23 protein-coding genes are annotated in these 24,823 nt (G+C 64.3%); 7 read left to right on the forward strand and 16 right to left on the reverse strand.

Annotated features, from left to right (window positions below; genetic code table 11):
* Nucleotides 1-347: 347 nt before the first annotated feature.
* The gene (locus tag ARC39_RS07305; RefSeq protein WP_068112310.1) at nucleotides 348-983 is read left to right on the forward strand and encodes a helix-turn-helix domain-containing protein; all 636 of its coding nucleotides are present in this window, start codon (nucleotides 348-350) and stop codon (nucleotides 981-983) included.
* A gap of 18 nt (nucleotides 984-1,001) precedes the next feature.
* On the opposite strand, the gene ARC39_RS07310 is transcribed toward ARC39_RS07305, so the two are convergent.
* The 3 genes from ARC39_RS07310 to ppk2 form a co-directional block, all read right to left on the reverse strand.
* Nucleotides 1,002-1,235 (reverse strand): hypothetical protein, encoded by a 234-nt coding sequence (locus ARC39_RS07310; RefSeq protein ID WP_068112312.1) that lies wholly within the window; start codon nucleotides 1,233-1,235, stop codon nucleotides 1,002-1,004.
* Nucleotides 1,236-1,466: 231 nt separating this feature from the next.
* Entirely contained in the window at nucleotides 1,467-2,087 is a 621-nt protein-coding gene (locus ARC39_RS07315) for a TetR/AcrR family transcriptional regulator (protein ID WP_068112315.1), read from the reverse strand.
* Nucleotides 2,080-2,952: a polyphosphate kinase 2 gene (gene ppk2 / locus ARC39_RS07320; RefSeq protein ID WP_068112318.1), complete on the reverse strand. Its 873-nt coding sequence runs from the start codon at nucleotides 2,950-2,952 to the stop codon at nucleotides 2,080-2,082. Before ppk2 ends, ARC39_RS07315 begins: the two co-directional genes overlap by 8 nt.
* A 134-nt stretch (nucleotides 2,953-3,086) precedes the next feature.
* Here ppk2 and ARC39_RS07325 point away from each other — a divergent pair, with 134 nt between their 5' ends.
* Nucleotides 3,087-3,833: a class I SAM-dependent methyltransferase gene (locus ARC39_RS07325; protein WP_068112321.1), complete on the forward strand. Its 747-nt coding sequence runs from the start codon at nucleotides 3,087-3,089 to the stop codon at nucleotides 3,831-3,833.
* A 21-nt stretch (nucleotides 3,834-3,854) separates the two neighbouring features.
* Here ARC39_RS07325 and metA read toward each other — a convergent pair whose 3' ends face one another.
* The 6 genes from metA to ARC39_RS07355 form a co-directional block, all read right to left on the reverse strand.
* Nucleotides 3,855-4,781, reverse strand: a complete 927-nt coding sequence (gene metA / locus ARC39_RS07330; RefSeq protein ID WP_068112324.1) for a homoserine O-acetyltransferase MetA — start codon at nucleotides 4,779-4,781, stop codon at nucleotides 3,855-3,857.
* Nucleotides 4,782-4,822: 41 nt separating this feature from the next.
* Nucleotides 4,823-5,698, reverse strand: coding sequence for an ATPase (locus tag ARC39_RS07335; protein ID WP_068112327.1), 876 nt, complete (start codon nucleotides 5,696-5,698; stop codon nucleotides 4,823-4,825).
* Between the two features lie 477 nt (nucleotides 5,699-6,175).
* The gene (locus ARC39_RS07340) at nucleotides 6,176-7,426 is read right to left on the reverse strand and encodes an OmpP1/FadL family transporter (RefSeq protein WP_078059129.1); all 1,251 of its coding nucleotides are present in this window, start codon (nucleotides 7,424-7,426) and stop codon (nucleotides 6,176-6,178) included.
* A gap of 204 nt (nucleotides 7,427-7,630) precedes the next feature.
* Nucleotides 7,631-8,521 carry a DMT family transporter gene (locus tag ARC39_RS07345; RefSeq protein ID WP_068112333.1) on the reverse strand — a complete coding sequence of 297 codons (891 nt, stop codon included), beginning with the start codon at nucleotides 8,519-8,521 and terminating at the stop codon, nucleotides 7,631-7,633.
* Nucleotides 8,522-8,712: 191 nt separating this feature from the next.
* Complete coding sequence (gene glnA, locus ARC39_RS07350; protein ID WP_068112336.1) at nucleotides 8,713-10,119, reverse strand: type I glutamate--ammonia ligase; 1,407 nt, start codon at nucleotides 10,117-10,119, stop codon at nucleotides 8,713-8,715.
* A 56-nt stretch (nucleotides 10,120-10,175) separates the two neighbouring features.
* The gene (locus ARC39_RS07355; protein WP_068112338.1) at nucleotides 10,176-10,514 is read right to left on the reverse strand and encodes a P-II family nitrogen regulator; all 339 of its coding nucleotides are present in this window, start codon (nucleotides 10,512-10,514) and stop codon (nucleotides 10,176-10,178) included.
* A gap of 179 nt (nucleotides 10,515-10,693) precedes the next feature.
* On the opposite strand from ARC39_RS07355, the gene ARC39_RS07360 reads away from it, so the two are divergent.
* Complete coding sequence (locus tag ARC39_RS07360; RefSeq protein WP_068112339.1) at nucleotides 10,694-12,313, forward strand: bifunctional ADP-dependent NAD(P)H-hydrate dehydratase/NAD(P)H-hydrate epimerase; 1,620 nt, start codon at nucleotides 10,694-10,696, stop codon at nucleotides 12,311-12,313.
* A gap of 165 nt (nucleotides 12,314-12,478) precedes the next feature.
* Here the strand turns inward: ARC39_RS07360 and mazG are convergent, their stop codons facing one another.
* Nucleotides 12,479-13,291, reverse strand: a complete 813-nt coding sequence (gene mazG / locus ARC39_RS07365; RefSeq protein ID WP_236545144.1) for a nucleoside triphosphate pyrophosphohydrolase — start codon at nucleotides 13,289-13,291, stop codon at nucleotides 12,479-12,481.
* Between the two features lie 127 nt (nucleotides 13,292-13,418).
* Here mazG and prfA point away from each other — a divergent pair, with 127 nt between their 5' ends.
* The 3 genes from prfA (at nucleotide 13,419) to ARC39_RS07380 (ending at nucleotide 16,295) form a co-directional block, all read left to right on the forward strand.
* Nucleotides 13,419-14,474 (forward strand): peptide chain release factor 1, encoded by a 1,056-nt coding sequence (gene prfA / locus ARC39_RS07370; RefSeq protein WP_068113220.1) that lies wholly within the window; start codon nucleotides 13,419-13,421, stop codon nucleotides 14,472-14,474.
* Entirely contained in the window at nucleotides 14,471-15,322 is an 852-nt protein-coding gene (gene prmC / locus ARC39_RS07375; RefSeq protein ID WP_236545145.1) for a peptide chain release factor N(5)-glutamine methyltransferase, read from the forward strand. The genes prfA and prmC overlap by 4 nt, the downstream gene beginning before the upstream one ends.
* Before the next feature lie 226 nt (nucleotides 15,323-15,548).
* On the forward strand, nucleotides 15,549-16,295 hold the full coding sequence (locus ARC39_RS07380) for a DUF4167 domain-containing protein (protein WP_068112342.1): 747 nt from the start codon (nucleotides 15,549-15,551) through the stop codon (nucleotides 16,293-16,295).
* A gap of 257 nt (nucleotides 16,296-16,552) precedes the next feature.
* Here ARC39_RS07380 and rsmA read toward each other — a convergent pair whose 3' ends face one another.
* The 6 genes from rsmA to lptF form a co-directional block, all read right to left on the reverse strand.
* Nucleotides 16,553-17,413: a 16S rRNA (adenine(1518)-N(6)/adenine(1519)-N(6))-dimethyltransferase RsmA gene (rsmA, locus tag ARC39_RS07385; RefSeq protein ID WP_068112345.1), complete on the reverse strand. Its 861-nt coding sequence runs from the start codon at nucleotides 17,411-17,413 to the stop codon at nucleotides 16,553-16,555.
* Entirely contained in the window at nucleotides 17,410-18,411 is a 1,002-nt protein-coding gene (pdxA, locus tag ARC39_RS07390; RefSeq protein ID WP_068112347.1) for a 4-hydroxythreonine-4-phosphate dehydrogenase PdxA, read from the reverse strand. The genes rsmA and pdxA overlap by 4 nt, the downstream gene beginning before the upstream one ends.
* Nucleotides 18,411-19,637, reverse strand: a complete 1,227-nt coding sequence (locus tag ARC39_RS07395) for a peptidylprolyl isomerase (protein WP_068112349.1) — start codon at nucleotides 19,635-19,637, stop codon at nucleotides 18,411-18,413. The genes pdxA and ARC39_RS07395 overlap by 1 nt, the downstream gene beginning before the upstream one ends.
* A gap of 95 nt (nucleotides 19,638-19,732) precedes the next feature.
* Nucleotides 19,733-21,883: an LPS-assembly protein LptD gene (locus ARC39_RS07400; RefSeq protein WP_068112351.1), complete on the reverse strand. Its 2,151-nt coding sequence runs from the start codon at nucleotides 21,881-21,883 to the stop codon at nucleotides 19,733-19,735.
* Nucleotides 21,880-22,986: an LPS export ABC transporter permease LptG gene (gene lptG, locus ARC39_RS07405; RefSeq protein WP_068112354.1), complete on the reverse strand. Its 1,107-nt coding sequence runs from the start codon at nucleotides 22,984-22,986 to the stop codon at nucleotides 21,880-21,882. The genes ARC39_RS07400 and lptG overlap by 4 nt, the downstream gene beginning before the upstream one ends.
* On the reverse strand, nucleotides 22,983-24,119 hold the full coding sequence (lptF, locus tag ARC39_RS07410; RefSeq protein ID WP_068112356.1) for an LPS export ABC transporter permease LptF: 1,137 nt from the start codon (nucleotides 24,117-24,119) through the stop codon (nucleotides 22,983-22,985). The genes lptG and lptF overlap by 4 nt, the downstream gene beginning before the upstream one ends.
* Nucleotides 24,120-24,501: 382 nt before the next feature.
* Between lptF and ARC39_RS07415 the strand changes: the two genes are divergently transcribed.
* Nucleotides 24,502-24,780 (forward strand): DUF2798 domain-containing protein, encoded by a 279-nt coding sequence (locus tag ARC39_RS07415; RefSeq protein ID WP_078059131.1) that lies wholly within the window; start codon nucleotides 24,502-24,504, stop codon nucleotides 24,778-24,780.
* The last annotated feature ends 43 nt before the right edge of the window (nucleotides 24,781-24,823 follow it).

Below are 24,823 nucleotides of genomic sequence, written 5' to 3' on the forward strand. Positions count from 1 at the left end.
GCAAACACAGCTCTTTTCGACAATATTTGAAAGTTGGTCACAGCTTCCCTGAATTTCAATAAATGCTGTTGGGATCTGGCCGATTTGTGAGGGTGCCAAGCGGAGCGCAACGTGACCGTCCCGTCCCAGGGGAGGATTTGCCGCGCGCTTCGCCAATGCCAGGAGATGCCGTTGGTAACGATTGGTGGCGGGCAACTCACACGGGCCAACGCCGGACGGGGACGTTGAGAGGCGCCGTGGAACGCCTGTTCGGTTGGCAGAGAAGCGGGACCCATTCGGTCCTGAGCTCGTCGGCGGCAACGGTATCGGCATTGAAACCGCCAATTTTGCGACCTAAGACAACCGGCATGTCCGATCAATCGCCTCCATCCGACCCCAAGTCGCTCATTCGAATTGCGCGAGAATCCGGCCAGGACGAGTACGGCGCGCCGCTCGATCTGGGCGAACGGGTGCGCGAATTGCGCAAGGCGCAGGGCTGGACCCTGGAACAGGCGGCCAGGCAGGCAGGGCTTGCACGCTCCACGTTGTCAAAGATCGAGAACGGGCAGATGTCACCGACCTATGAGGCGCTCAAGAAGCTTGCCGAAGGGTTGAAGATCTCTGTTCCGCAACTCTTCACGCCGCCGCCGCGGGTGGAGGCAAATGGGCGCATGGTGGTCAATATCGCCGGCGATGGCGCGGCACATGCCACGGCCACCTATGAGCACGAATTGCTGGCAAGCGGCTTGAAGACGAAGAAGATGCTGCCATACCGCGCGCGTATCCGGGCGCGCACGATGGAAGAATTCGATGGCTGGGTGCGCCACGAGGGCGAGGAGTTCCTCTTGGTTCTGACCGGGGTCATCCGGCTTTATACGGAGTTCTACGCGCCGGTGGATCTGCGGCGCGGCGACAGCGCCTATTACGACGCGACCATGGGGCACAATGTGGTGTCTGTCAGTCAGGACGATGCGACGATCCTCTGGGTGACGTCGCTCACCTGACCGCGAGGAAGGGGCGCCTCACTCGGCGGCGCAGGCGAAATGCGCCGGCGTCGCGGCGCCCGGCAAGAGGCGCAACTCCACGGCTTCCAGCCCTTCGGCGAGTGTCAGGTCATGCGTGTCGGCGATATATTCCGCGAGCAGGTGCTTGTTGCCGCGGAACCGGACAAGGGCCGCTGTGTCGGCGTGGGGAAACATTGCTTCAAGGCGGTCGAGCTGGCCATGCCAATCCTGCAGAATGTCGCCCCAGGTCATCTCATCCTCCCCGCGTTCCTCCGAACTTCCGGTACGTTAACCGATAGATGCTGCGTTGCGGAAAAAATCTGCGCTGCAGCGGCGGAGGTAGTCTCCAATACATTGGTGCTGAAAGATTATTTCAGCTCTGTGACGGCCCTCTCATATTCTTCAATATCAGTCGGTTAGCGCGAACATGAACGCATGGGTGCGGCGAATCACTCCAGGGGTGATTCGCGGTATTGGCCGCTGCTAGGCGTCCGGCGGCAGCAAGCCCAGCCCGCGCAGATAGATGCCGATCCCTGTTTCCAGAAGGTCGTCGGGCGGGAAGGGCGTGCGGCTGCCCGGCGCTCCGCGCGCGTAGAGTTCAACGACACCGTGGCTCATGGCCCAGATATGAGCGGATATCATCTGTGGCGGCGGGCGCCGATCGGGGGGAAGCTGCCCCATGAGCCCTTCCGCGGCACGTTCCAGAACAGCTGCCGCGCGCTCGGCCGCCGCTGCCAGTTCCGGCACGGACTGCATTGAAAGGCCGGCCTCGAACATCGCCTGGTAGTGGCCGGGGTACTTGCGGGCAAAGGCAAGGTAGGCGCGACCCGTGGCCTCGAAACTCGCCAGCGCGGACGGCTGACCCTTGTCGAAGGCAAACTCCATCAGATCTGCGAAGATCTCGAAGCCCTGCCGCGCGATTTCACACAGCAGATCCTCACGGCCCTCGAAATGCCGGTAGACGGCCGCCGGTGTAACGCCAGCGGCTTTGGCGGCCTCGGATAGGGTGAAGCCCTGCGGCCCCTTGGCCTCGATCAGCCCCAGTGCGGCATCCACCAACGCCTGCCGAAGATTGCCGTGGTGATAGCCGCGCTTCTTAGGCATGAATCAGGGCAGGGCCCCCGCAGATCGCGGGATCGAGTTCCCCCACGACCTTCTTTTTCTTGCCTTCGTAGTTGATCTGGCTCAGCACAAGGCGAATTGCGGAAACGCGGGCGCGACGCTTGTCGTCGGCGCGGATCACGGTCCAGGGGGCGTAGATCTCGTGGGTCAAGTGCAGCGTCTCGGAGATGGCCTCGGAATACTCATCCCAGTAATTTAGGCCGTCGACATCGATTTTGGAGAGCTTCCACTGCTTGAGCGGATCATGTTCGCGCGAAAGCATCCGGTTCAGCTGCTCCGCCTGACTGATGTTGAGCCAGATCTTGAAGAGGCGGATGCCGTCCTCCACAAGCAGCTTCTCGAAATCGGGCAATTGGCGGAAGAAGGCCTGCCGTTCTTCGTTCGAACAGAATCCGAAGACCTTCTCCACCACGCCCCGATTGTACCAGGAGCGGTCGAAGAGACAGATCTCGCCGCCCGCAGGCATCTGTTCGACATAGCGCTGGAAATACCATTGATTGACCTCCCGGCTCGTGGGCTTGGAGAGCGCCACGACGCGGGCCGAGCGGGGATTCATATGCTCCATGAAGCGCTTGATCGCACCGCCTTTTCCGGCGGTGTCACGTCCTTCGAAAACCACGGCGATGCGTTCGCCGGAGTGTTGCGCCCAGGCCTGCAGCTTCACCAGTTCGATCTGCAATTTGTGCAGCGTGTCCTCGTAGAGCTCCTTGTCCATCCGGTCTGGATAGGGGTAGCTGTGATTGAGGATCGGTTTGCCACCGGATGACTTGACGGCTTCCCTGACGTCTTCTGGGGCCTTTTTCTTGAAGAACTCGCTGATCGCGCCATCGAACGGCAGACTGGACATGGTGGTTTCCCGTTTTTTTCCAGTATGTCGGCGGATCGGTGGCAGTTCAATCCATGCAACCGGTAGGTTGTCGTCGGATTGTACTCTGGATGTTACACATTTCACGAGCTTGCCGATACGAAAGGGGGGATCGCTTGGACGCCTTCACGGAATCCACGTTCGGCGAATTGAACGCCGAAGACTACGACGATCTGCACGATCCCGGCACCACGGAAGACACGGTTGCACTCATTTCCGAAGTCGCCGGCGACGGGAGAATCCTGGAGCTGGCGATCGGCACTGGGCGTGTGGCCTTGCCTCTGGCGCGCCGAGGGCATTCCGTTACCGGGATTGAAGGGTCGCCACTGATGGTCGAGAAGCTTCGGGAGAAACCCGGATCGGAGCGGATCTCGGTAAAGGTCGGCGATTTTGCCGACGTCGCCGTCGACGGACGGTTCGATCACGTATTTCTGGTCTACAACACGCTCTTCAACCTGCAGTCCCAGGCAGATCAGCTACGCTGTTTTCGGAATGTCGCCGCGCGTTTGAACGATGGTGGCACGTTTCTCGTCGAGGCGTTCGTCCCGGACTTTTCGGCGTTCACCGACGGACAGCGGGTATCAACACGGTATCTGGACCGAGGATCGGTGTTCCTCGAAGCCGTCGTGCACGACCCGGTGTGCCAGTTGCTCGAGTTTCAGCGCATTCGAATAACCGAGGCAGGAACGCGACTGGTACCGCTGCGCCTGCGCTATGCCTGGCCGAGCGAGATCGACCTGATGGCACGTCTTGCCGGATTGACCCTCGACGCACGGTGGGGCGGGTGGCACCGGGAGCCATTCGACGCCGGCAGCAGCATGCACGTTTCGCTCTACCGCAAACCGCAGCCTGCTGCCGGATAGGGGCCCGCGCCGGACGCAGCCCTACCAGTGGCCTGAGCCGATTGCATCGAGGTTGAAGGGCGTGGTCTGGTATATCTCGTTGATCCAGTTGCCATAGAGCAGGTGCGCATGGCTGCGCCAGCGGTTTGTCGGAATGGTCTCGGGGTCGTCATGCGGGTAGTAGTTCACCGGAACGGCGATCTTCTTTCCGGCCGAGACATCGCGGTCGTACTCCTCCTTGAGCGTGCCGCTGTCGTACTCGAAATGGTTGAACATATAGAGCGCCCGGTGATCCGGGTCCTTGACCAGAGCCGGTCCGGTCTCGTCCGAAGCTAGCAGCGGGATCAGCCCTGGTACCGCCTCCACTTCATGCTGGCGGATTTCCGTCCAGCGGCTGACCGGCATCAACAGGTCGTCCGAAAAACCGCGAAGGTAGGGAGAGGCGGGGGCGAGGTTCTGGTGCCGGAAACAGCCGAACGCCTTTTCGTCCAGCATGTGTTTGGGCACGCCGTGGAAGTGGTGAATCATCGCCATGCCGCCCCAGCAGACGCCAAAGGTCGAATGCACGTTGGTCTGCGTCCACTCAAAGATCCGGGTCAGCTCGTCCCAATAGGTGACCTCTTCGTACGGGAGGTGTTCCACGGGGGCGCCGGTGATGATCAGCCCGTCGTATTTCTCCTCCGTCAGGTCTTCCCACGGCTTGTAGAACGCCTCCATGTGTTCCGCGGCGGTGTTCTTCGTCTCGTGCGAGGATATCCTGATCAGGTGCAGATCGATCTGCAGCGGGGTCGCGCCAATGAGCCGGGCGAACTGCGTCTCGGTCTGGATTTTCTTCGGCATCAGGTTCAGCAAAGCGATCCTGAGCGGGCGGATGTCCTGCCGCTCCGCACGGTCCTCGCCCATGACCATGACGCCCTCGTTCTGAAGGACGTCGAAGGCGGGCAATGTCTCGGGCAGTTTGATCGGCATGGAAGGACTCGCTTGTTGGAGCGCCTGACATAGCCCTGCGCTTAGCCGCGCTCAAGGGCGTGCCCGATCAGCGCATCGAACTTGTCAGGTGTGTTGGCGGCTGCGACCTCTTCGGCGGACACGGTCACGCCCCAGTTTTCCGCCATTGCCCTGTAGGCTGGCCGGCGGGCGGCCATGGCGCGACGATAGGCGAATCGTACGAAGCTGTCCGGATCAACTTTTGCCGCTTCCGTGTTGTTTTCGTGCAGAAAATCCTGCCAGCACGTCTCGGTGAAGGACGCCCGGTAGCACATCGGTTTCGGTGCCCGATCGAAGCGCCGTACCAGCTCTTCCGCGTGGTCCTCCGAGCCCTCGATCCATACCAGCAACATGGCGGCATTGAGCGTCGTGAGGATCGGGTCGTCGGGGTCCTGGGGGTTCACGACCTCGCAGATCGATCCGCCGGAATCGCAGACGAAGTGCGGATAGCCATAGATTTCCTCGGCGCGGTCGATGAAATGCGGCGCGTCCAGCAGCGCAGCCCGTTCGGCTGCATGATGTTGTTCCTGACGCTTGGCGTATTCGGCCATCGGGAGGCCGCCCTTGGCCGGGTCGCCGGGCTTTCCGAGGTAGTGGGAGAGCGGCGCCAGGTTGTTGAAGGTGATGTTGGACGCGATGTAGATCGAATCCGTCAACAGGAGTTCCCGCAGTTTCGGAACCTTCATCGCCTCGCGTTTGAACTCGTCCGAGATCAGCTCGCCCATGTAGCGGGTGCCGATGCGGTAATCGATCGAATAATGAAACCAGTCGCCATGCGCGCGCAGCATGTTGGAAACGTGCGTCTTGCCGAGGCCGGACATACCGAAGAGCAGCAGACGTTTTTTCGGCGCGGCCGCCCAGGCGGCGGCGTTGGGGTAGAGGCGGGGCGGTGTCTTCATGCGATGAGTGGTAGCGAGCCGGCCGGATGCAATCCAGAGGGTTTCTCCATGGTCGCGTCCAATGCGCCCTGCTGTGGCGTCGCTGCGGCGACGGGTAGGGGCGGATGACAATGCCCGAGTCCGTGGTGACGGTCTGCGGCCCGCGTATTGTGGTTCGGGAACCACCACCGCGCAGCTTTTTGGGGGGACCAGCCCGGCCGAGGGGGCACTGTGGCCTGTCGGTCTCTTTCTGTCGACGGGTTTTGCGCGCGCCGACATTCCGCGAATTGAGCGAGTTGGCGCGGCCGAAGGTCACCGCTGATGGTGATCCGGAAGACGCGCGCGGCTGCCAAAGCCTGTGGTGGCGGTCGGCTTGAAAGCGGACGAACTGCCTGTCCGTCGAGCCTTGGCCCGTCCCGCGCCGTCAAATCTGAAACGCCCCCGCGCCGCGAGGCAGACGGGGGCGTTTCGAGGTCACTTGGGAACGCGGCCGGGCGGTCAGAAGTCGTAGCCGACCCTGATGCCAAGCGACAGCGCGGTGTTTTCTGTGAAGTCCGCCCGCGCCACATCCGGCGTTCCGGTCTCGGGCTGGGCGTCGCCCAGCCACGTGTAGCGGGCACCGCCCGATATCTTGACGTCACCCATATCGTAGGATGCGCCGACCGCGAGCGCCCAGAGGCCATTCGACGGCGCAAGCGGCGAAACGAGTTTGTCGGTTTCCGCCTCGTAGCTGACGGCAAGCGAGCCCGCCCATTGATCGGTAAATTGCCGGCCGACCCCGATCTGATAGGTTGTCGTGTCTTCCAGCTCCACCAGGCCACTGCCGGTCGCTTTCACGAAGTTCGTTGGATCGATCCGGAACTCGCTCCAATCCACCCATCGGATCGAACCGAAAACCAGCGTATCCTCGGCCACGCCGGACTGGAAATCCAGATTGACCGATTGCGGCGTCTTCACATCCGTCGTCGACTCGCCGTCGTAGGGATTGACCGCGATCAGGCCGTAGACAGGGTGATTGACCAACACGTCCGGCCCGCTTTCGCGGGTTTTCATTTCATGCGTGATGGAGGAGCTGTAGGTCAACGCCACGCGCAGGGCGATGTCCGGGATCTCGTAGGCCGCACCGAGCACGTACCCCAGAGCTGTATCGCGCTCCAGTTCCACGTCATAGCCGTTCGCCGTACCGATGCTTTCGCCCGCAGCGGGGGGCGCAATGGCGCCGATGGCGGGGATCATCTCTTCCGTGGGACCGTAGGCAAGGCCGCTCAGGTCGATATCGCCTTCTGCGGTCTGGATTCGAAGGCCGCCATAGGCGCTCCAGCGTGCATTGAAATTGTATCGCAACAACGCCGTCAGGGCATTGGTCTCTGCAAAGGCACTCGTCCCGCCCAGCTCGGTCGTGCCCGGGTCGCCGGAGTATTCCACATCGGCACCGTAGGGCTGGTCGAATATCAGCGCGCCCGACAGGGAATCGTTGAACCGGACTTTTACCGCCGTCCCGACACTCCAAAACGCGCCGCCCACGTCGTCATAGCCGGTGCCGCCCGGCAAGCCGACCTGCGAAATACCCAGTCCCGTGCCGGAAAGGTCCGGCGATGTATGCGCGAATGACAATTCAAAGTAATTGCCTGTTTCTCCGCCCTTTTCAAACAGCGCGCCAATGGGTTGGCCCGTTCGGTCCAATCCGCCGGCGATCGCTCCCCCAGACAGCGCCGCGAGGACCGATGCGCTGGTCACTAACATTCTCATTCAGGTCTCGTCCCTTATTTCCTAGGTGCCGGCATTTCTGTTGCTGCCGGTAATCGTTGGTATTGTGTGGCCGAAAAAACCTAAGTGTTGCGTCGTCAAAACGTCAATTTTTACGCTCCGTCACATTCTCGAAATGGCCGCTTCGAAGCTACGTCGCGTAAATTGAGCTATTTTGCTTAACGATTGGTTTCTTTGGGTGCAGTGTCATCTCCCCGCGGCGGTCACGGGGCGGTTTCCGGCCGTCCGGCCGCGGAGGTTCAGCCAATTGGCACCGAATATGATCGCCGCTCCGACCAGCACCCAGGCATCGACGGGTTCCGAATAGAATGCCATTCCAATTGCTGCCATGACCGGCAGGCGAAGAAAGTCCATCGGCATGACCATCGCCGCGGGTGCCAGGGCCAGCGCGCTCGACAGGCAGAAGTGCGCGGCAAGGCCGGTCGCCCCGATCAGCGCCAGCCACGGCATCGCAGTCGCGGAGGGCACAGCAATGTGCCCGTCGATACCGGCACAGATCGCCCCCATGACCGCCTGCATCAGAGTCAACCAGAACATGATGCAGGTGATACTCTCGGTGCGTGTGAGCCTGCGGGTGAAGAGGGCGGACCCGGCGAACCCTATGGCTGCCGCCGCCGCGGCGATCATCGGCGGCGACAGGCTGCCGACCTCCGGTCGCACGACGATAAGAACGCCGGCAAATCCCACCAGTGCCGCCAGCGCCCGCGTTGCAGTGAGTTTCTCGCCAAGGATCAGGGGCGCCAGCAGCGCCACCCAGATCGGCGAGGTGAATTCCAGCGCCATGAGATGCGCCAGCGGGATAAGTGCCAGCGCGAAGAACCACAGGTTTTGTCCTGTGAAATGGCAGAGGTTTCGCGCCAGGTGCCATTTCATGTTGCGCGTATTGACCTGTGAAAGCGCGCCGGTGGCGCCGCCAATAACCAGAACAATCCCGAAGGAGACAATAGAGCGGTACATCAGGATCTCGAACGTGTCGTGTTCCAGCGATACCGCGCGTCCCGCAACCGCCATCAGCGAGAAGGAGGAAATGGCACCTGCCATCCAGAAGGCGGCGCGCAGGGGGTGGGACTCGGACATTGGGCGTGCTTTCAGTCAGCGCAAAACGCGCCGTGGCTGCGTGACCCGAAATTGACGCGGATGCAAGTGGCCGTCGCGCGTGCATGGCGGGAACGCCGCAGGCGCAATGGGCGCGCGGTGTGGAGGCCCAAACGAGTTGGGGGCGCCCATTGCGGGCGCCCCCCTTTGTCACTGTCCCGTTGTTCTTTGGATTAGCAGCTGTAGTACAGCTTGAATTCCATCGGGTGCGGCGTGTGCTCGTAGGCGTAGATCTCTTCCCACTTGAGATCCATGTAGCCCTCGATCTGGCTCTTGGTGAACACGTCGCCCGCAAGCAGGAACTCGTGGTCGGCTTCGAGGCACTCCATTGCCTCACGCAGCGAGGCGCAGACCGTCGGGATGCCTTCCAACTCTTCCGGCGGCAGGTCGTAAAGGTCCTTGTCCATGGCTTCGCCCGGATGGATCTTGTTCTTGATGCCGTCAAGGCCGGCCATCAGAAGGGCCGCGAAGCACAGGTAGGGGTTGGAGGACGGGTCGGGGAAGCGGGCCTCGACACGCTTGGCCTTCGGGCTTTCCGCCCACGGGATACGCACGCAACCGGAGCGGTTAGACGCCGAGTAGGCGCGCAGAACCGGCGCTTCAAAGCCCGGGATCAGGCGCTTATAAGAGTTGGTCGACGGGTTGGTGAAGGCATTGAGCGTTTTGGCGTGCTTCAGGATACCGCCAATGTAGTAGAGCGCCTCGTCGGAGAGATCGGCGTATTTGTCGCCCGCGAAGAGCGGCTTGCCATCTTTCCAGACCGACATGTTGACGTGCATGCCGGTGCCATTGTCGCCAGCGATCGGCTTCGGCATGAAGGTTGCCGACTTGCCGTATGCGTGAGCAACGTTGTGCACGACGTACTTGTACTTCTGCAGTTCGTCGGCCTGCTTGGTCAGGGTACCGAAGATGAGGCCGAGCTCGTGCTGGCACGACGCAACCTCGTGGTGGTGCTTGTCGACCTTCATGCCCATGCGCTTCATGGTCGAGAGCATCTCGGAGCGCAGGTCCTGGGCGTCGTCGGTGGGGTTCACGGGGAAGTAGCCGCCCTTGACGCCGGGCCGGTGGCCCATGTTGCCCATCTCGTATTCGGTGTCGGTGTTCCAGGCGGCGTCGATAGCGTCCACCTCGTAGCCGACCTTGTTCATCCCGACCTGGAAGCGGACGTCGTCGAACAGGAAGAATTCGGCCTCGGGGCCCATGTAGGCCGCGTCGCCGATGCCGGAGGATTTCAGGTAGGCTTCGGCCTTCTCGGCGGTACCGCGCGGATCGCGCTCATAGGGTTCGCCGGTGTCCGGCTCGACGACGGAGCAATGCACCGCCAGCGTCTTTTCGGCGTAAAACGGGTCCATGTAGACCGAATCCGTATCCGGCATCAGCTTCATGTCGGATTGGTCGATCGACTTCCAGCCGGCGATGGAGGAGCCGTCGAACATGAAGCCCTCTTCCAGGAAATCCTCGTCGACCTGGTCGGACATGACGGTGACGTGCTGCAGCTTGCCTCGCGGATCGGTGAAACGAACGTCGACGTAGGCGACATCCTCGTCCGCAATGGTCTTGAGAACCGCTTCTTTGCTCATGTGACTTCTGTTTCCTCTGTCAGAAATTGTGTTGGATGGTCGGGGTCCAGAGTGGCTCAGAGCGCGTCGTCGCCTTCCTCGCCGGTTCGGATGCGGATCGCCTGCTGGACGTCGGAGATGAAGATCTTGCCGTCACCGATCTTGTCGGTCTTGGCGGCCGTCGTAATGGCTTCGATGGCACTGTCGAGCTGGTCATCGGGAAGCACGACTTCAATCTTCACCTTGGGCAGGAAATCCACGACGTACTCGGCGCCGCGGTACAGTTCCGTATGCCCCTTCTGCCGCCCGAAACCCTTGACCTCGATCACACTCAACCCTTGCACGCCGACATCTTGAAGCGCTTCCTTCACGTCGTCGAGCTTGAAAGGTTTGATGATGGCTTCGATTTTTTTCATGGTGGCGGCCGACTCCCTGTGATCCGTCCCGGTAAATGCAGAGACCATCATCGCTGAGGCGGAACAATTCAAGAGCTACGGCAGGATTGCGGCGAAGAGCCCTTTCCAATGCGTGTGGTTAAATGCTGTGCAAAATGAACAAAACTTGGGCAATAAATAAATAGGACTGGCCGGATTCCATGACTGAACTACTCACTTCTGCACAAATGCGCGCCATTGAGCAGGCGGCATTCGATCTCGGCGCGGCCACCGGGAGCGAGTTGATGGAGCGTGCCGGACAGGGCGTCGTGGATGCGATGTTTGCCGCGTTCCCGGACTTGGAGGAGGGCCACAGGCACGCGGTGATTCTCTGCGGTCCCGGCAACAACGGTGGCGACGGGTTCGTGATCGCGCGCCTGTTGCAGGAGCGCGGATGGCAGGTCGAGTGCTTCTTGTACGGCGATGCGATCCGCCTTCCGCCTGACGCAAAGGCCAACCACGACCGGTGGGCCGACATGGGGCAGGTCGTTCCCTTCGCCGACTGGCGCTTCGGGCTGCGGTACGGTGTTCGCATGGCCAGCGAAAAGGCGCCGTCGGTTCTGATCGACGCGCTCTTCGGGACCGGGCTGACACGTCCGATGGAGGAAGACCTCGACCAGGCTCTGCGGGAACTGGATGCGGCCTTCCCGAAGGGCACGGCGCGTCGCGTGGCCGTGGACGCGCCGTCAGGGCTGTGCATGGATTCCGGCCGCCCCCTGATGTTGGGCTCCAGGGAGGAGTTGCCGCTGAGGTTCGATCTCGCGGTCTCCTTCCATCGCCGCAAGCTGGGGCATCTGCTGGCCGAAGGGCCGGATTGTTGCGGTTCGGTTGCCGTGGCCGATATCGGGCTCGATCAGGGAGCATTGCGGACGGCGCGCCCGGAACTCCGGGAAGTTCTCGGGGCGGCCGTGACGGCCGCCATTCCCCGGGCCTACGAACTACGCAAGGGGAGTGACGACACTGCGGCGAGCCACAAATACGACTACGGCCACGCTTTGATACTGTCCGGTGGTCCGGGCCACACGGGCGCTGCGCGCCTGGCCGCCCGTGGCGCGCTGCGGGTCGGCGCCGGTCTTGTCACCGTGGCCGCGCCCGGTACGGCGGTGAGCGAATGTGCGGCGCATTTAACGGCGATCATGTTGACGCGCTGTAACGGAGCCTCCGATCTGGGCGGGCTGCTGGAGGACGACCGCAAGAACGCGCTTTGCCTGGGGCCGGGGCTCGGGATCGGCGCGGCGACCCGCGACATGGTGATGACTGCGCTCGGCAGCCGCCGCCGCTGTGTACTGGATGCCGATGCGCTGACCTCCTTCGAAGGCTCGCCACCGACGCTCTTCGCCCATCTGCACAGCCGGGTGGTTCTGACCCCACATGCCGGAGAGTTTGCTCGGCTGTTCCCGGACATCTGGCGCAAGCTCTCCGAAGCGCCGCAGGGTGGTCCGGCCTATTCGAAGGTGGAGGCCACGCAGGAGGCGGCCGCGCGGGCCGGCTGCATCGTGCTGTTCAAGGGCAGAGACACGGTAATTGCCGAACCGGGCGGGCGGACGGTCTTGAACGCCGCTGCCTACGAGCGGTCCGCGCCCTGGCTTGCGACCGCAGGCGCAGGTGATGTCCTCGCGGGAATGATCACGGGGCTCCTCGCGCGCGACATCTGGCCGGTTACCGCGGCCGAGATCGCCGTTTGGCTACATGTCGAGGCCGCGCGCAGGTTTGGTCCGGGCGTGATCGCAACGGATCTTCCCGATCAATTGCCGGGGGTGTTTCGCGAACTTGGTCTGTAGCGCCGCCGACCAACCGGACCAACGCCCGGGGGCAGGCACATTTCGGCGCATGCCCTGCCGCGCCCGTTGCCTGCTTTCACTCAGCGCGGCGGCGCAGATCTTCGGCGATACTCTCCTGCCGGCAGTCGACGTGGAAGACGCGGACTAGGACCTCGCCAGTACCAATCAGCGGCGTTCACGTCCCTTTATCTCGGTCCAGAGGGCATCCATTTCTTCCAGGCTGGCGTCGGACGGCGTGCGCCCGCCTTCGTGAAGAGCGTCTTCGATCGCATTGAAGCGGCGGGTGAATTTTGCGTTGGTTCGGCGCAGTGCCTGCTCTGGGTCGATGCCGAGGTGGCGCGCGAGATTGGCCAGCACGAAGAGCATGTCGCCCATCTCGTCCTCGATGGCGTCGGTGTCACCTTTGGCCGTCGCCTGCGCGAGTTCCTCGGCCTCCTCGCGGATCTTGTCGAGCACAAGGTCGGGGTTTTCCCAATCGAATCCGACCCTTGCGGCGCGTTTCTGGAGCTTGTAGGCGCGCAGCAGGGCCGGCAGCCCGAGGGCCACCCCGTCGAGGACACGCGCTTCGCCTTTCGCAGCGCGTTCCTTTGCCTTCTGCACCTCCCAGTCGCGGGTCTGTTGTTCCGCGCTCTTGTCGCGACTCTCGTCGCCGAAGACATGCGGGTGGCGGGCGACCATCTTGTCGGAGATCCCGTCCGCGATTTCGGCGAAGGTAAAGCGGCCCTCCTCGGCACCCATTTGCGCGAAATAGACGACCTGGAGCAGAAGATCGCCCAATTCGTCCTTCACTTCGTTCCAGGCCTCGCGCTCGATGGCGTCGGCCACCTCGTAGGCCTCCTCGATCGTGTAAGGCGCAATCGTTTCCCAGCTCTGCTCGATGTCCCACGGACAGCCGTGATCGGGGTCACGCAACCGGGCCATGATCTCCAACAGACGCGGCATGGCGCCGTTCGCGGCATGGATGAGAGAATCAGGCAAGGGGGCTCTCCTTCGCGGCCAGATGCGGCGAGTTAGTGTGGTTCGGGGGGGCTTGTCCATGGGTGCGGTTGCGGGTTCGGTGCCGGGGCTCTTGACCAAGGGCGCGCAATCCGGCACGCAGCCCGGCATGGTTCCCGAGGACAAACTGGATGAGATCGCCGCGCGCTTCGAGTTTCTGGAAGCGAAGATGGCAGGTGGTGCTGAAGCGGGCGAGATCGCACGGCTCGCCAAGGAATACTCCGATCTGAAACCCGTGGTGGCCGAGATAGCCGCCTGGCGGCAATGCCGGGCCGATATTGCCGAGGCAGAGGAACTGCTGGCCGATCCGGAGATGCGCGACCTGGCGGAGGAGGAGCTTCCGGCATTGCGCGAGCGGCTGCCGGAACACGAACGGGCGCTGCAGCTGGCGCTGCTGCCCAAGGACGCCGCGGACGCGCGCCCGGCGATGGTCGAGATCCGGCCCGGCACCGGCGGAGAGGAGGCGGCGCTCTTCGCGGGGGATCTCTTGCGGATGTATCAGCGCTATGCCGAGGCCCAGGGCTGGCGTTTCGAGCTGGTGGAGGCACAGGAGACAGAACTCGGCGGCATCAAGGAAGCGGTGGCGCATGTGCAGGGCGAGGGGGTCTTTGCGCGGCTGAAGTACGAATCCGGCGTGCACAGGGTTCAGCGCGTTCCGGAAACGGAGAGCGGCGGCCGCATCCACACCTCGGCGGCCACGGTAGCGGTGCTTCCGGAGGCCGAGGAGGTGGATATCGACATTCCCGCAGGCGATATCCGCATCGACACGATGCGCGCCAGCGGCGCGGGCGGGCAGCACGTGAACACGACCGATTCAGCGGTGCGGATCACCCACATACCGTCCGGGATCGTGGTGACGAGTTCGGAAAAATCCCAGCACCGGAACCGGGAGATCGCGATGCAGGTGCTGCGCGCCCGGCTCTACGATCTGGAACGCCAGAAAGCCGATGCGGAGCGCGCGGCGGACCGCAGGAGCCAGGTGGGATCCGGCGACCGCTCCGAGCGCATTCGCACCTACAACTTCCCGCAGGGGCGGATGACGGATCACCGGATCAACCTGACACTCTACAAGCTCGACCAGGTGATGCAGGGGGATTTGGGAGAGGTGATCGACGCGCTGACGGCGGATGATCAGGCGCGCAAACTGGCGGACCTGGGGGCGTGAACCAGCCGGCAGGCAGGGTGCAGGACGGGATCGCCGTTCTGACGGCCGATTTGTCGGAGGGCGATATCGATCAACCGGCGCGGGAAGCGCGCATGATCATGGCCCATGTGATCGGGATCGACGCCTCCCGTATGTCGCTGCACGTTCAGGACGCGCTGTCGGCGGACGCACTTGGGCTTGCGCGGAGCCTTGGATCGCGGCGGTTGGGCGGGGAGCCGTTGAGCCATATCCGTGGATATCGCGATTTCTGGGGGCGGCGGTTTCAAGTGGACCGCCGCGTGCTCGACCCGCGCCCGGAGACGGAATGCCTGGTGGCCGAGGCCCTTCGTGAGCCGTTCTCGCAGGTGCTGGACCTCGGAACCGGATCGGGCTGCATCCTGATTACGCTGCTTGCGGAGCGCGCGTCGGCGGTTGGACTCGGTGTGGATGCCTCCGCAGGAGCGCTCGAGGTCGCACGGGCGAACGCGGGGACGCACGGTGTCGATGGGCGGTGCGCGTTGGAGGAGTCCGATTGGTTTGGGAAGGTTGACGGTCGCTATGATCTCATCGTCTCAAATCCACCCTATATCGCATTGGAAGAGATGGAAGATCTGGCCCCCGGGGTCACCGGCTACGAGCCACGCATGGCACTGACCGACGAGGGCGACGGGCTCGGGGCCTATCGCCGGATCGCCGCCGGTGCGCCGCAACACCTGGCACAGGGAGGCCGGTTGCTGGTGGAGATCGGGCCGACCCAAGGGCGCGCTGTCGCGGCGCTTTTTACGGCGGCGGGGCTTGAAGATGTCAGGCTTCATCCCGATTTCGATGGGCGAGACCGCGTGGTCAGCGGACGCGCAAATCCCGGATGAGTGGCATTCGCGGCACGAATTCCGTTCCTTTTCGGCCTTTTCCGGCGCATTCCGCCGTTTTGGGCTTGCCAGCGTCCCTGCCGCGTGCTTAGCAGACAAAGCGCGGATTGGCGGCCTACGGCCCCCCGCGCAAGAAAGCCATAACAACTCGGACCGTCGCACGGGCAACTCGCCCGGTCGCCTTCAACACAGGGTCCACACCGCAACAAGGCGGAACTAGATACCTATGAGATCATCCAAGTCACGTTCGCGTTCCAAGTCGAATCGCTCGCGCTCGATGGGCAACATCGTCAACCGGGTCTTCGACTCCTCCGGCCCGGAGGGTAAAGTGCGTGGCACTCCGCAGCAGATCATCGACAAATATGCGCAGCTCGCGCGCGACGCGACGCTGGGCAACGACCGCGTCGCGGCGGAGAACTTCCAGCAACACGCGGAGCACTATGCCCGGATGCTAGGCGAAGCGCAGCGTGAGCAGGAGGCGCGGCGCGAGCAGCAGGAGCAGGCCAACCGGGAACGCCAGCGCGAGCGCCACGAGAATGGCAACGCCGGCGGCAGCGGGCAGGGCGGCGGCAGTGGACAGGGCGGCGGCGGTGGCGATTTTAGCCAGAAACGCGAGCCGCAGCAGGGGCAGCCCGAAGCGCTGGAGGCGCTGGATCAATCGGATCGCAGCCAGCCTGACGTGATCGAGGATGACCTGCAGAGCACGCCGCAACCTGACATCGTGATGGGAGAGGCCCAGCAGCCGGCCCCGGACAAGGCGGCCAAGGAAGCAGAGCCGGTGGACGGCGACAGCGGCCTTGTCGAAACGCCGGAGAGCAAACCGAAGGCCAAGCCGAAAGCCAAGCCGCGCACGCGTAGTCCGCGCGCGCGCAAACCCAAGGCACCGACCGCCGAGGCGGAAGCGGCCGCGCCGAGCGAGGCGCCTGGTCCCGCCCAGACAGGCGGCGAAGGCTCCGCCGAGGTGGCCGAGTAGCCAGGCGGCACACACAGGACACGCGCCAACCCGGAGGTGCTCCCGCCCGTCGTCAGCGCATCTCGCGATGCGCCTCCTCCCGTTGGGCCAGGCCGCGCGCGGTCCGCGCGCGGGAGCCGACACGGACCTGCAGGCCGGTTTCATGTGGGTGGCCCGGAGCGCACGGCGAGACATGCCAGATCGGATACCGCTTGGCCGCCGCCGCAGGTGCGAGCATCGATCCGTTTCCACGCAACATTGCGGGGGCCGCGGGTGACTCAGGTTCCGGGGAGGCGATCCCGGTCCGACACGGCGCGCGCGAGGGCGGCAAACCCTTCGATCGGCACCTGTTCGGCCCGCTCTGTCGGTTGGATTCCGGCGCTTGAGAGCAGCGCTTCCACATCGCCACCCAGCCCTTTCAATGCCGCCCGCAGCATCTTGCGCCGCTGGTTGAACGCCATCGCGACGACACGGCTCAGCATTTCGGGATCCGCCGGATAGCGCGGCTCGGCAAGCGGCCGCAGATGCACGACGGCGGAACTCACCTTCGGCGGCGGGGTAAAGGCGCCCGGCGGCAGGCGCAATGCAATGCGGGCGTCGCAGCGCCACTGTGCCAGCACCGCCAGCCGACCGTAGGCCTTGGTTCCAGGCCGTGCCACGATCCGTTCGGCGACCTCCTGCTGGAACATCAGCGTCAGCGAGGCCCAGTAGGGCGGCCAGCTCGCCGGTGACAGCCAGCGCGTCAGCAATTCGGTGCCCACGTTGTAGGGCAGGTTCGCGACGATATGGATCGGCGGCGCCAGATGCGCCAGAGGGTCGACGTCCAGCGCATCTCCCTCGATCACCTCGAGCCGGCCGGGATAGGCGGCTGCCACATCCGCCAGAGCCGGCAGGCAGCGCGCGTCCTTCTCGATTGCCAGAACCCGCCCGGCGCCTTCCGCCAGCAGGCCGCGTGTGAGGCCGCCCGGACCGGGGCCGACTTCCAGCACCGAGGCGGACGACAGGTCGCCCGGAATCCGCGCGATCCGTGCCGTCAGGTTCAGGTCGAGCAGGAAATTCTGTCCCAGCGACTTCTTTGCCGCGAGACCGTGGGTCCGGATCACCTCGCGGAGCGGCGGCAGCCCGTCGATCGCGCTCATCGTGGCGTTCCCGCCCGCGTTTGCGCCATCCGCGTGGCCATCCGCAGCGCCTCCACCGTCGAGCGGATGTCGGCCGTACCGGTGCCGGCAATGTCGAAGGCGGTACCGTGATCCGGCGAGGTTCGGATAAAGGGCAGGCCAAGGGTCACATTCACGCCGCGTGCGAAATCCAGTGTCTTGATCGGGATCAGCGCCTGGTCGTGATACATGCAGATCGCCGCGTCGTAGCGGCTGCGTGCTTCGGCATGAAACATCGTGTCGGGGGGGAGGGGGCCCGCAATGTGCATCCCGTCGTCACGTAGCCGGTCCAGCAGGGAGGCGATCCACGCCAGCTCTTCGTGCCCCATGGCGCCGCCTTCGCCGGCGTGCGGGTTGAGGCCGGCGACCGCGAGCCGCGGCGCGCAAAGGCCGAAATCACGGCGCAGACCCGCCTCCGTGATACGGATCGTCTGCTCCAGAAGTGACGGTGTCAGGACGGTGGGCACATCGCGCAGCGCGATATGGATCGTCGTCGGAACCACCTTCAGCGCCTCGCAGGCCAGCATCATCACCACCCGCTCGACCCCGGCCTGCGCGGCGAGGAATTCCGTGTGACCGGGGTAGCCGAAATCCGCGCCTTCCTGCAACGCCTGCTTGTTGATGGGCGCCGTCACCATTGCCGATGCGGCTCCGGCCTGCACGAGTTCCACGGCGCGGGCAATGACGGCGATCACCTCGGCGGCGTTGCCGGCGTCGGGCCGGCCCGGAACGGCCGCGGCCGGGAATTCATGCGGCAGAACAGGCAGTGCGCTCGCGGCCGCGGCGGCGGCCTCTCCGGGCGTTTCGATGACGCGCGCGGGGGTTCCGGCCGGCAGGTGCCGCGGATCGCCGATCCAGGCGAAGGGCAGGGTGTCCCGCAGATGTTCCCACGTGCGCGCGGCAATCTCCGGACCGACGCCCGCGGGTTCACCGCATGTCATGACAACGGGCCGCTCGGGCGTGGTGGCCTGCCCGGGCATCAGGGATAGATGATTATGGCGTCCGCTCTCAGCTCCGCGAGATAGCCGTCGCCGTAGGCGCTCAGCCGCTGGTTCCGGAGCTGGTTGCGGACGATGTCGCGGTCGGGCTGCTCTTCGAAGAACGGCGTGCGCCCGCACAGCATGATCATCGCGAGGTTGCCGCCGCGCATCAGCGCCGTGGAGATCTCGCCGGGATCGAGCTTGGCCAGCTCCAGCGCAATGTCGCGCGGAATCTCGCCCGCCGGGAGCGTGTCGATGGTGAGCCGCTCCGGTGCCTGCCCTTTGTTGATGCCAAAGAGGTCGTCGCAGGTGTCCACGCGGCCGGCAATCCGGGCCGCTTCCGTCAGCGCGGGTTCGCTGCGACCGCCGGGGATCAGGTAGGTCGCATATTCCAGCGTAACGTCGCTGGGCTCGTCGAGGCCGGTCTCCCGCAATTCGAGCAGCTGGAAGATGGCCACCGCGTTCGTCACAGAAATCGGCATCGTTACCTGGCCGGGGGCAAGCGTCAGAATCTGCGCACGCACCGGCGGCGGCAATTCCGAAAGCGGCACCGCCCGCGGCAGCCGGCCGCCATTGTCGCGCGTGCCCGACAACGAGTATTGGCGCGCGGCGGCCGCGAAAGCGCCGGTGGTGGAAATGGACTCCGACAATTCCGCGGCGAGCGCCTGGGAGGATTCCGCCTCCTGGGCGTCCCGCGCGGGAAGGATGATCTCGGCCAGCCGCGCCTCGGCGCCGCCGGTTCGCGATGTCAGGGCCAGCGCGCGGTCGATCTCTGCATCGGCGATCTGTGTGCGCGGACCGAAACGCGCGCTGACGACCTCTCGCCAGAGCAGCCCGGCTGCCACGAAGTCGCGGTAGGTCTCGCGCGCCACACCCTCTTCGGCCAGCGCGGCAAGAAAGGTCTCGGTGTCCATGTTGGCGCGTTCGGCAAATTCCGCCATCCCCGCCTCGGTCATCTCGGGGCCGATGGAGAGGCCCATGCGTGCGGCGGCATCGAGACGCAGCCGGTCGTCGATCAGGTCTTCGAGGGCCCGCTTTTCGAGATCGCCCGAGGAATTGAACAGCGCCAGGATGAGCGTCCTTTGCTCCAGCTCGTAGCGGGTAATGGGGCGTTCGTTCACGATCGCCACGGGCGAGAATTGCGATCCGGATTGCGTGACGCCCGGCTGTGGCGCCAGCACCAGAGCAATCAGTCCGAACATGATTGCGCGACACGCACCGATCATCACATCTACTCCCGTTCCTGCTCGCCCGGATGGGCCTCTTTGCCCCGGGGTCTTTGTCGCGTTCTAAGCCAGCGATTTGCCTGCGACAAGCCGCTCTAACCTCGGCACCCCGGCCGGGTGGGTCGCGAACGGCCGCTACCGGGGCTTCCAAAACCGGCAAGCTGGATCTCAAAGGTATAATCGGTGGTGGGGTTGAGCTGTTCGGTGGAGGTGAACCGCCGCCGCACCCCGAAGTCGAAAGTGGCGCATTCGGTCCGGTATTCGATCCCGAGCCGCGCCGACGCGGCACGGTCCAGCTCGATGTCGTAGCGCCAGTCGACCGTGCTGCGCCAGCGGTCGTCGATCTGCCAGTCGCCTTCCAGCCCCCATTCGTGCGTGAACACGTCGCGGTCCTCGACGAGGCTGGGCTCAAGCCACACGTAGGTGGTGCTGAGATCGAGATTTTCGCTCGCCCAGGTCAACCGCGTCTCGTTCTTTGTGACGTCGAACGCGTTGTCGAACAATGCCCGGTTGATCAGCGACAAACGGTTCGGCAGGTCGAGCTGCACCGCCGTCAGCCAGTCGGAGCGCACCCCGTCGAGGCTTTCGTAGCCGTCGAACTGACCGAGGTCCTCCTGCCGGTAGACCCGCCCCACCATTGTCGCCAGGGTCCAGCCGGCCGGATCGTAGCGCGTCCACCCGATGCCGACATTCGCCCTTAGGCCGCGCTCAAGCACATCGCTCGCCGGAAAGCGGGAGAGGGCAAAGAGGTTGCCTTCGTCGAACTCGAGCTGGGTGCTTTCGTCCTGCGGTGCGTCCTTTGCATCGTCGGGCCGCCAGACGAACTGCACGACCGGCTCGATGACATGGTAAGCGTTGCCGGCTTGCTTCTGCCATGGCCAGCGGACTTCGGCCACGCCGGTCGGCGTGAACTCCGTGATCTCGTCCGCAAAGCGGCTGTCGTCGTTGACCTGGGTGTGGTCCAGCCGCGCGCGCGCTGCCGCGCCAAGGCGGAGTCCCCAGGGGCCGCTCCAGTCCCGCCGCCAGCCGAGCGCACCGGATATCCGTGCAACGTCCCGCCCCTCGATATCCTCGTCGGAGCGGCGTTCGTGGCCATGCGCGGCCAGGAGGTAATCGGCGGTTCCACCGAGCCAGGCAGGCTCAAACCGATGCGCCCATGAGGCGTCGCCCACAAGGAATGGCTGCGTGTTGTTATCTTCTGAGCTGCGCAGGGAGCGATAGGCAATGGCCTCGGCGAGGAACGTGCGGTCGCGCTGCGTGCGCGACAGGCTCACCGCGGAATCGAGGCGGTCCTTGTCGGAGTAATCGTAGTCGAGCAGGTAGGTGTCGTCCGATGCCGTTTCGATATCGAACTCAAGGTCGAAATTGTAGGGCAGGTCGAACTCCCCCTCCGCGAAGAGGTAGGCACGCGGGCCTTCGGGGCGAATGTCGTCGCGACTGACGGCCCCCTCGACCTCGATTTTTCCCTTCCGGAACGCCTGGCGGTACCGCAGTTCGAGGGTCCGCGTGCGGTTGGCGGACCAGTAGGGCGTGACCGTCAGGTCCGCGCTGTCGCCGAGCGTAATGAAGTACGGCAGTTTGATGCCGAACCCGAGTTCGTCAGTGCTGCGCAGCTCCGGGGTGAGAAAGCCGGTGGCGCGCTCCACCGTCGGGTCCGGCAGGCGAAGCTGCGGCAGGTACATCACCGGCAGCCCCATCACCTCGAAGATCGCGTCGTCGAAATAGAGCTGTTTCTCCAGGTCGTCGTGGACGATGCGCTTTGCCCGGATCTGCCACAGCGGCACGGGATGGGCCGCGCAAACCTCGCAGGAGGAGGCGACGGTCTTGTAGAGCTGGGTGTAGCGGCCACCCACGCGGTCAACTTCGGCCGCGGCAAGCTGCAATTGCTGATCCATGACCACGCGGGCGGAGCGCAACAGCCCGTCGCGCAGGTCGGTGGAAAGCTCGGCGCTGTCGGCGAGAACGACGGTGTTGACGCCCTGCGTCAGCACGATCGGCCCCGAAATCTCCAGCCGGTCCGTCGCCTCGTCATAGGTGATCCGCTCGGCCTTGAGCCGGACATTGCCATAGAGCGCCTCGACAGCGCCGGTTGCCACCAGTTTTCCATCTTCGCTCAGTTCCACCCGGTCCGCGATAAGGCTGGAAAACTCAGGCTCCGGAATGTCCTGCGCGGTCGCCTGGCTGGCCGCGACAACCGCCACGGCAAAGAGCGCGGCGAGCGCCCGGGGCGGGGCGGGGCGCTTCATCCATCCTCCAGGTGCAGAAGCAGGCCCATGGACATCAGCATTGCCGCAGCGGGTGGTGCCCAGGCGGCAAGCGACACAGGGATATCGCCGTTCTGCCCGAGGATCTGCGCGAAGTTGCGGATGAAGAAGGCGCCGAACCCCATCAACAGTGCCAGCAACACCATGAGCCCGGTCCGGCCGAACCGCGTGTGGCGCATCGTGAACCCCGCGCCGATGGTCACCATCGCCGCGAGGAACAGCGGCAGTGCCAGCTCCATCTGGAACCAGACGCGATGATGGCGGGCGGAGAAGCCGGCCTCGTCGAGATTGCGGATGAAACCCGGCAACTCCCAGATCGGCACGGAGGCCGGCGAACCGAAACTGTCGCGAATCTGGTCGAGCGTCAGGGTGGACGGCAGCAGCAGCGACTCGTGCACGCTGGATTCCGCTTCCGGATTGCCCACAGCAAGCGGCCAGAGTTTCGCATTGGTGAGCTTCCAGGCGCCGTCCGTGAGCGCAGCGGTTTCCGCCTCGGCACGGCGAACCGCGCCGGTCCGTTCCGCGCCTTCGGGCGCAAAACCGATGAAGGTCACGCCGTAAAGCTCCGTTCCGTCGAGGTTCGCGCGCTGCGCCCGGATCACGGTCTGACCCTCCACGCCGCCCTGGCGCAGCCACAGCCCTTCGCGGCTGACCGACAGCACGCTGGTTCCGCTCCCCGACAGCTCCGCTGCCTTGCGCTCGTAGCCGTGCTTCGTGGCGGCCACCAAGGGGTTCAGAACCGTGACGCCGAATACGCCGACCAGCGCCGCAGTGATTGCCGGGGCAATCATCGCGCGAATTGCGGAACGTCCCGCCGCACGCGTGACCACAAGCTCGGACGTGCGGGCAAGGCCGAGAAACAGCGCCAGCGTGGCCAGCATGACCACCAACGGAAGCATCAGGTAGAGCGCCTCGGGCGACGAGAGCATGGCCAGTTCCAGCGCGCCACCGAACGACAGCTCGGCACTGTCGAAGCGGCGCATCTGTTCCACCATGTCGAGCAAGACGACGAAGACCGCGAAAACGGTGAAAATGCCCAGCAGGATCGAGAGGAACTTCCGCGCGAAGTAGAGTTGCAATTTCATTGCGCCGCCACCTCCGCCGACGAGCGCCGGCCCCGAATGAGTTTCGGCCGTCCCGCAGCCCAGAGCGTCGCAACGATCAGCGCCGTGCCAAGAGCGGTTGGCAAGTAGACCAGCGGCCACAGCTCTGCGTCGCGCCGCGCCATGTCGGCCGTGACGTTCTCGATTGCCTGAAGCGCAATGATGATCAGCACCGCCAGCCCGATCTGCCGCCAGACGCCGAAACGGCTGAACCCGCCGATCATCAACGTCGAGAAGCCGATGAGCGCGACCACCAGCGGGTTGAAGGGCTGCGCGATCCGCAGATGGCCCTCGTAGAGGAAGTTGGCGCGTTTCTTGCCGGTGGCTTCCAGCGCCTCGGCATCGGGGGAAAACAGCGTCAGCGTGTCGTACTCGCGCACGTCCCGCTGGTCCCGCCCGGCCGACTTCATCAGCGCACCCACGTCATAGGTGAAATTGTCGAACGTGGTGACGAGCAAACGCCGGTCCGTCAGGTCGAAGGTTTGGGCGGACCCCTCGACCATCACCAGCTTGGGCCCGCTCTCCTCCTGCACCAGGTAGGCCCGGGCCGCGAGGTAGTCGGTGCGCGAGGCGTCGGCCCGGGAGTCGGACAGGAAAACGTCGAGCAGTTCGCCCTCCCGCGTGATCTCCCGGATATAGAAGGTTATGCCCCGCGCCGGGTTCAGGAACTGCCCTTCGGTGAGCATCCGGGCGGCGACATTGGCCTCTATCTCCTCGGTGCGGTCGGCGAGCTGGGTGCGGCTCACGGGCACCAGCACATGCACCAACAGCCCCATGAGCAGTGATACCGCGAGCCCGAAAATGGCCACCGGGCGCGCCATCCGCCAGGGCGACATGCCGGTGGCCTGTGCCACGACGAGTTCGCTCTCCGTGGTCAGCCGGTTGGTGACATAGACCGCCGCAGCGAAAGCGGCGATCGGCAGCACCATGCGAATGACGTTGGGCAGGGTGAAGAGCGTGAGCGTCAGGAAGACCCCGGCCGATTGTCCGTCGGCGAGGATCTGGTCGAACAGGATTACCGCGCGGTTGATCCAGTAGACCGAGACAAGCACCAGCGCGAAGAAGCCGAAGAGCAGCATGAGCTGGTAAAAGAAATATCGGTCGAATCGTGCCACGCGGCCGCTGCTCCGGAATGCTCGTTTTCTTTCGGCTTAGACCAAATCCGTGGCTCGGTAAAACAGATCGGGTGCAGGGGCGGCGGATCGGTAGCTACCCGCCAACCGCGCGCCTGCCGGCTCCGAGCGCCGGTGCACCGTGGACGCCGTCGCGTCCGGCCCCGCGTTTCCGCACGGGCCATGTGCGTCGCCGCGCTTGACCGCCCGTCCGTGTTTGCGCTACCGCAAAAGCGATTGTCGAAAAACGTATGGCCGGTTCGGTTATCCCGGTCGTCGCCCCTCCGGCGGCAGTTAGTCGAGCTTCGAACCCACGACATTCATGATCGCGGTCCGCGCGCATTCTGCACGCGGGTCTTTCCATGTTGCTGTTGGAGTTTCGAACATGAACGACAAGCTCACACTCATCGTCGCACAAGCCATTATTTCATTTCTCATGGCGTTGACGATGACCTGGATCTTTTCCGCGCTGCCCGGTGGCTTCGGGCCCGGCTGGGTGCAAACGTGGCTCATCCGGTTCGTCATGGCCTGGCCGGTCGCATTTCTACTGTCGCTCGTCGTCGGGCCGGTGAGCTTCTTTCTTGCCGCGAAGGCCACCGGGGCGCTGAACCAATCCAGTGCGCCGGCGGCCTGCCCGCAGTGCGGAACGCCGGCGGAGGCCTGACGCTGTCACGCAAATGCGCACCGCTTGAGCGGCGCGCATTTTT

Source organism: Tropicimonas marinistellae (assembly GCF_001509585.1).
GTDB classification, from domain to species: Bacteria; Pseudomonadota; Alphaproteobacteria; order Rhodobacterales; family Rhodobacteraceae; genus Tropicimonas; species Tropicimonas marinistellae.

Coding starts and splice junctions, on each gene's coding strand:
- ARC39_RS07355 (WP_068112338.1), bottom strand. CDS start 10,514: ATGAAAAAAATCGAAGCCATCATCAAACCTTTCAAGCTCGACGACGTG.
- pdxA (WP_068112347.1), bottom strand. CDS start 18,411: ATGCCCGGGCAGGCCACCACGCCCGAGCGGCCCGTTGTCATGACATGC.
- ARC39_RS07310 (WP_068112312.1), bottom strand. CDS start 1,235: ATGACCTGGGGCGACATTCTGCAGGATTGGCATGGCCAGCTCGACCGC.
- ARC39_RS07415 (WP_078059131.1), top strand. CDS start 24,502: ATGAACGACAAGCTCACACTCATCGTCGCACAAGCCATTATTTCATTT.
- ARC39_RS07380 (WP_068112342.1), top strand. CDS start 15,549: ATGAGATCATCCAAGTCACGTTCGCGTTCCAAGTCGAATCGCTCGCGC.
- rsmA (WP_068112345.1), bottom strand. CDS start 17,413: ATGAGCGCGATCGACGGGCTGCCGCCGCTCCGCGAGGTGATCCGGACC.
- ppk2 (WP_068112318.1), bottom strand. CDS start 2,952: ATGTCCAGTCTGCCGTTCGATGGCGCGATCAGCGAGTTCTTCAAGAAA.
- ARC39_RS07395 (WP_068112349.1), bottom strand. CDS start 19,637: ATGATCGGTGCGTGTCGCGCAATCATGTTCGGACTGATTGCTCTGGTG.
- ARC39_RS07400 (WP_068112351.1), bottom strand. CDS start 21,883: ATGAAGCGCCCCGCCCCGCCCCGGGCGCTCGCCGCGCTCTTTGCCGTG.
- glnA (WP_068112336.1), bottom strand. CDS start 10,119: ATGAGCAAAGAAGCGGTTCTCAAGACCATTGCGGACGAGGATGTCGCC.
- ARC39_RS07340 (WP_078059129.1), bottom strand. CDS start 7,426: ATGAGAATGTTAGTGACCAGCGCATCGGTCCTCGCGGCGCTGTCTGGG.
- ARC39_RS07305 (WP_068112310.1), top strand. CDS start 348: ATGTCCGATCAATCGCCTCCATCCGACCCCAAGTCGCTCATTCGAATT.
- metA (WP_068112324.1), bottom strand. CDS start 4,781: ATGCCGATCAAACTGCCCGAGACATTGCCCGCCTTCGACGTCCTTCAG.
- prfA (WP_068113220.1), top strand. CDS start 13,419: ATGGTTCCCGAGGACAAACTGGATGAGATCGCCGCGCGCTTCGAGTTT.
- ARC39_RS07315 (WP_068112315.1), bottom strand. CDS start 2,087: ATGCCTAAGAAGCGCGGCTATCACCACGGCAATCTTCGGCAGGCGTTG.
- lptG (WP_068112354.1), bottom strand. CDS start 22,986: ATGAAATTGCAACTCTACTTCGCGCGGAAGTTCCTCTCGATCCTGCTG.
- ARC39_RS07345 (WP_068112333.1), bottom strand. CDS start 8,521: ATGTCCGAGTCCCACCCCCTGCGCGCCGCCTTCTGGATGGCAGGTGCC.
- ARC39_RS07335 (WP_068112327.1), bottom strand. CDS start 5,698: ATGAAGACACCGCCCCGCCTCTACCCCAACGCCGCCGCCTGGGCGGCC.
- ARC39_RS07360 (WP_068112339.1), top strand. CDS start 10,694: ATGACTGAACTACTCACTTCTGCACAAATGCGCGCCATTGAGCAGGCG.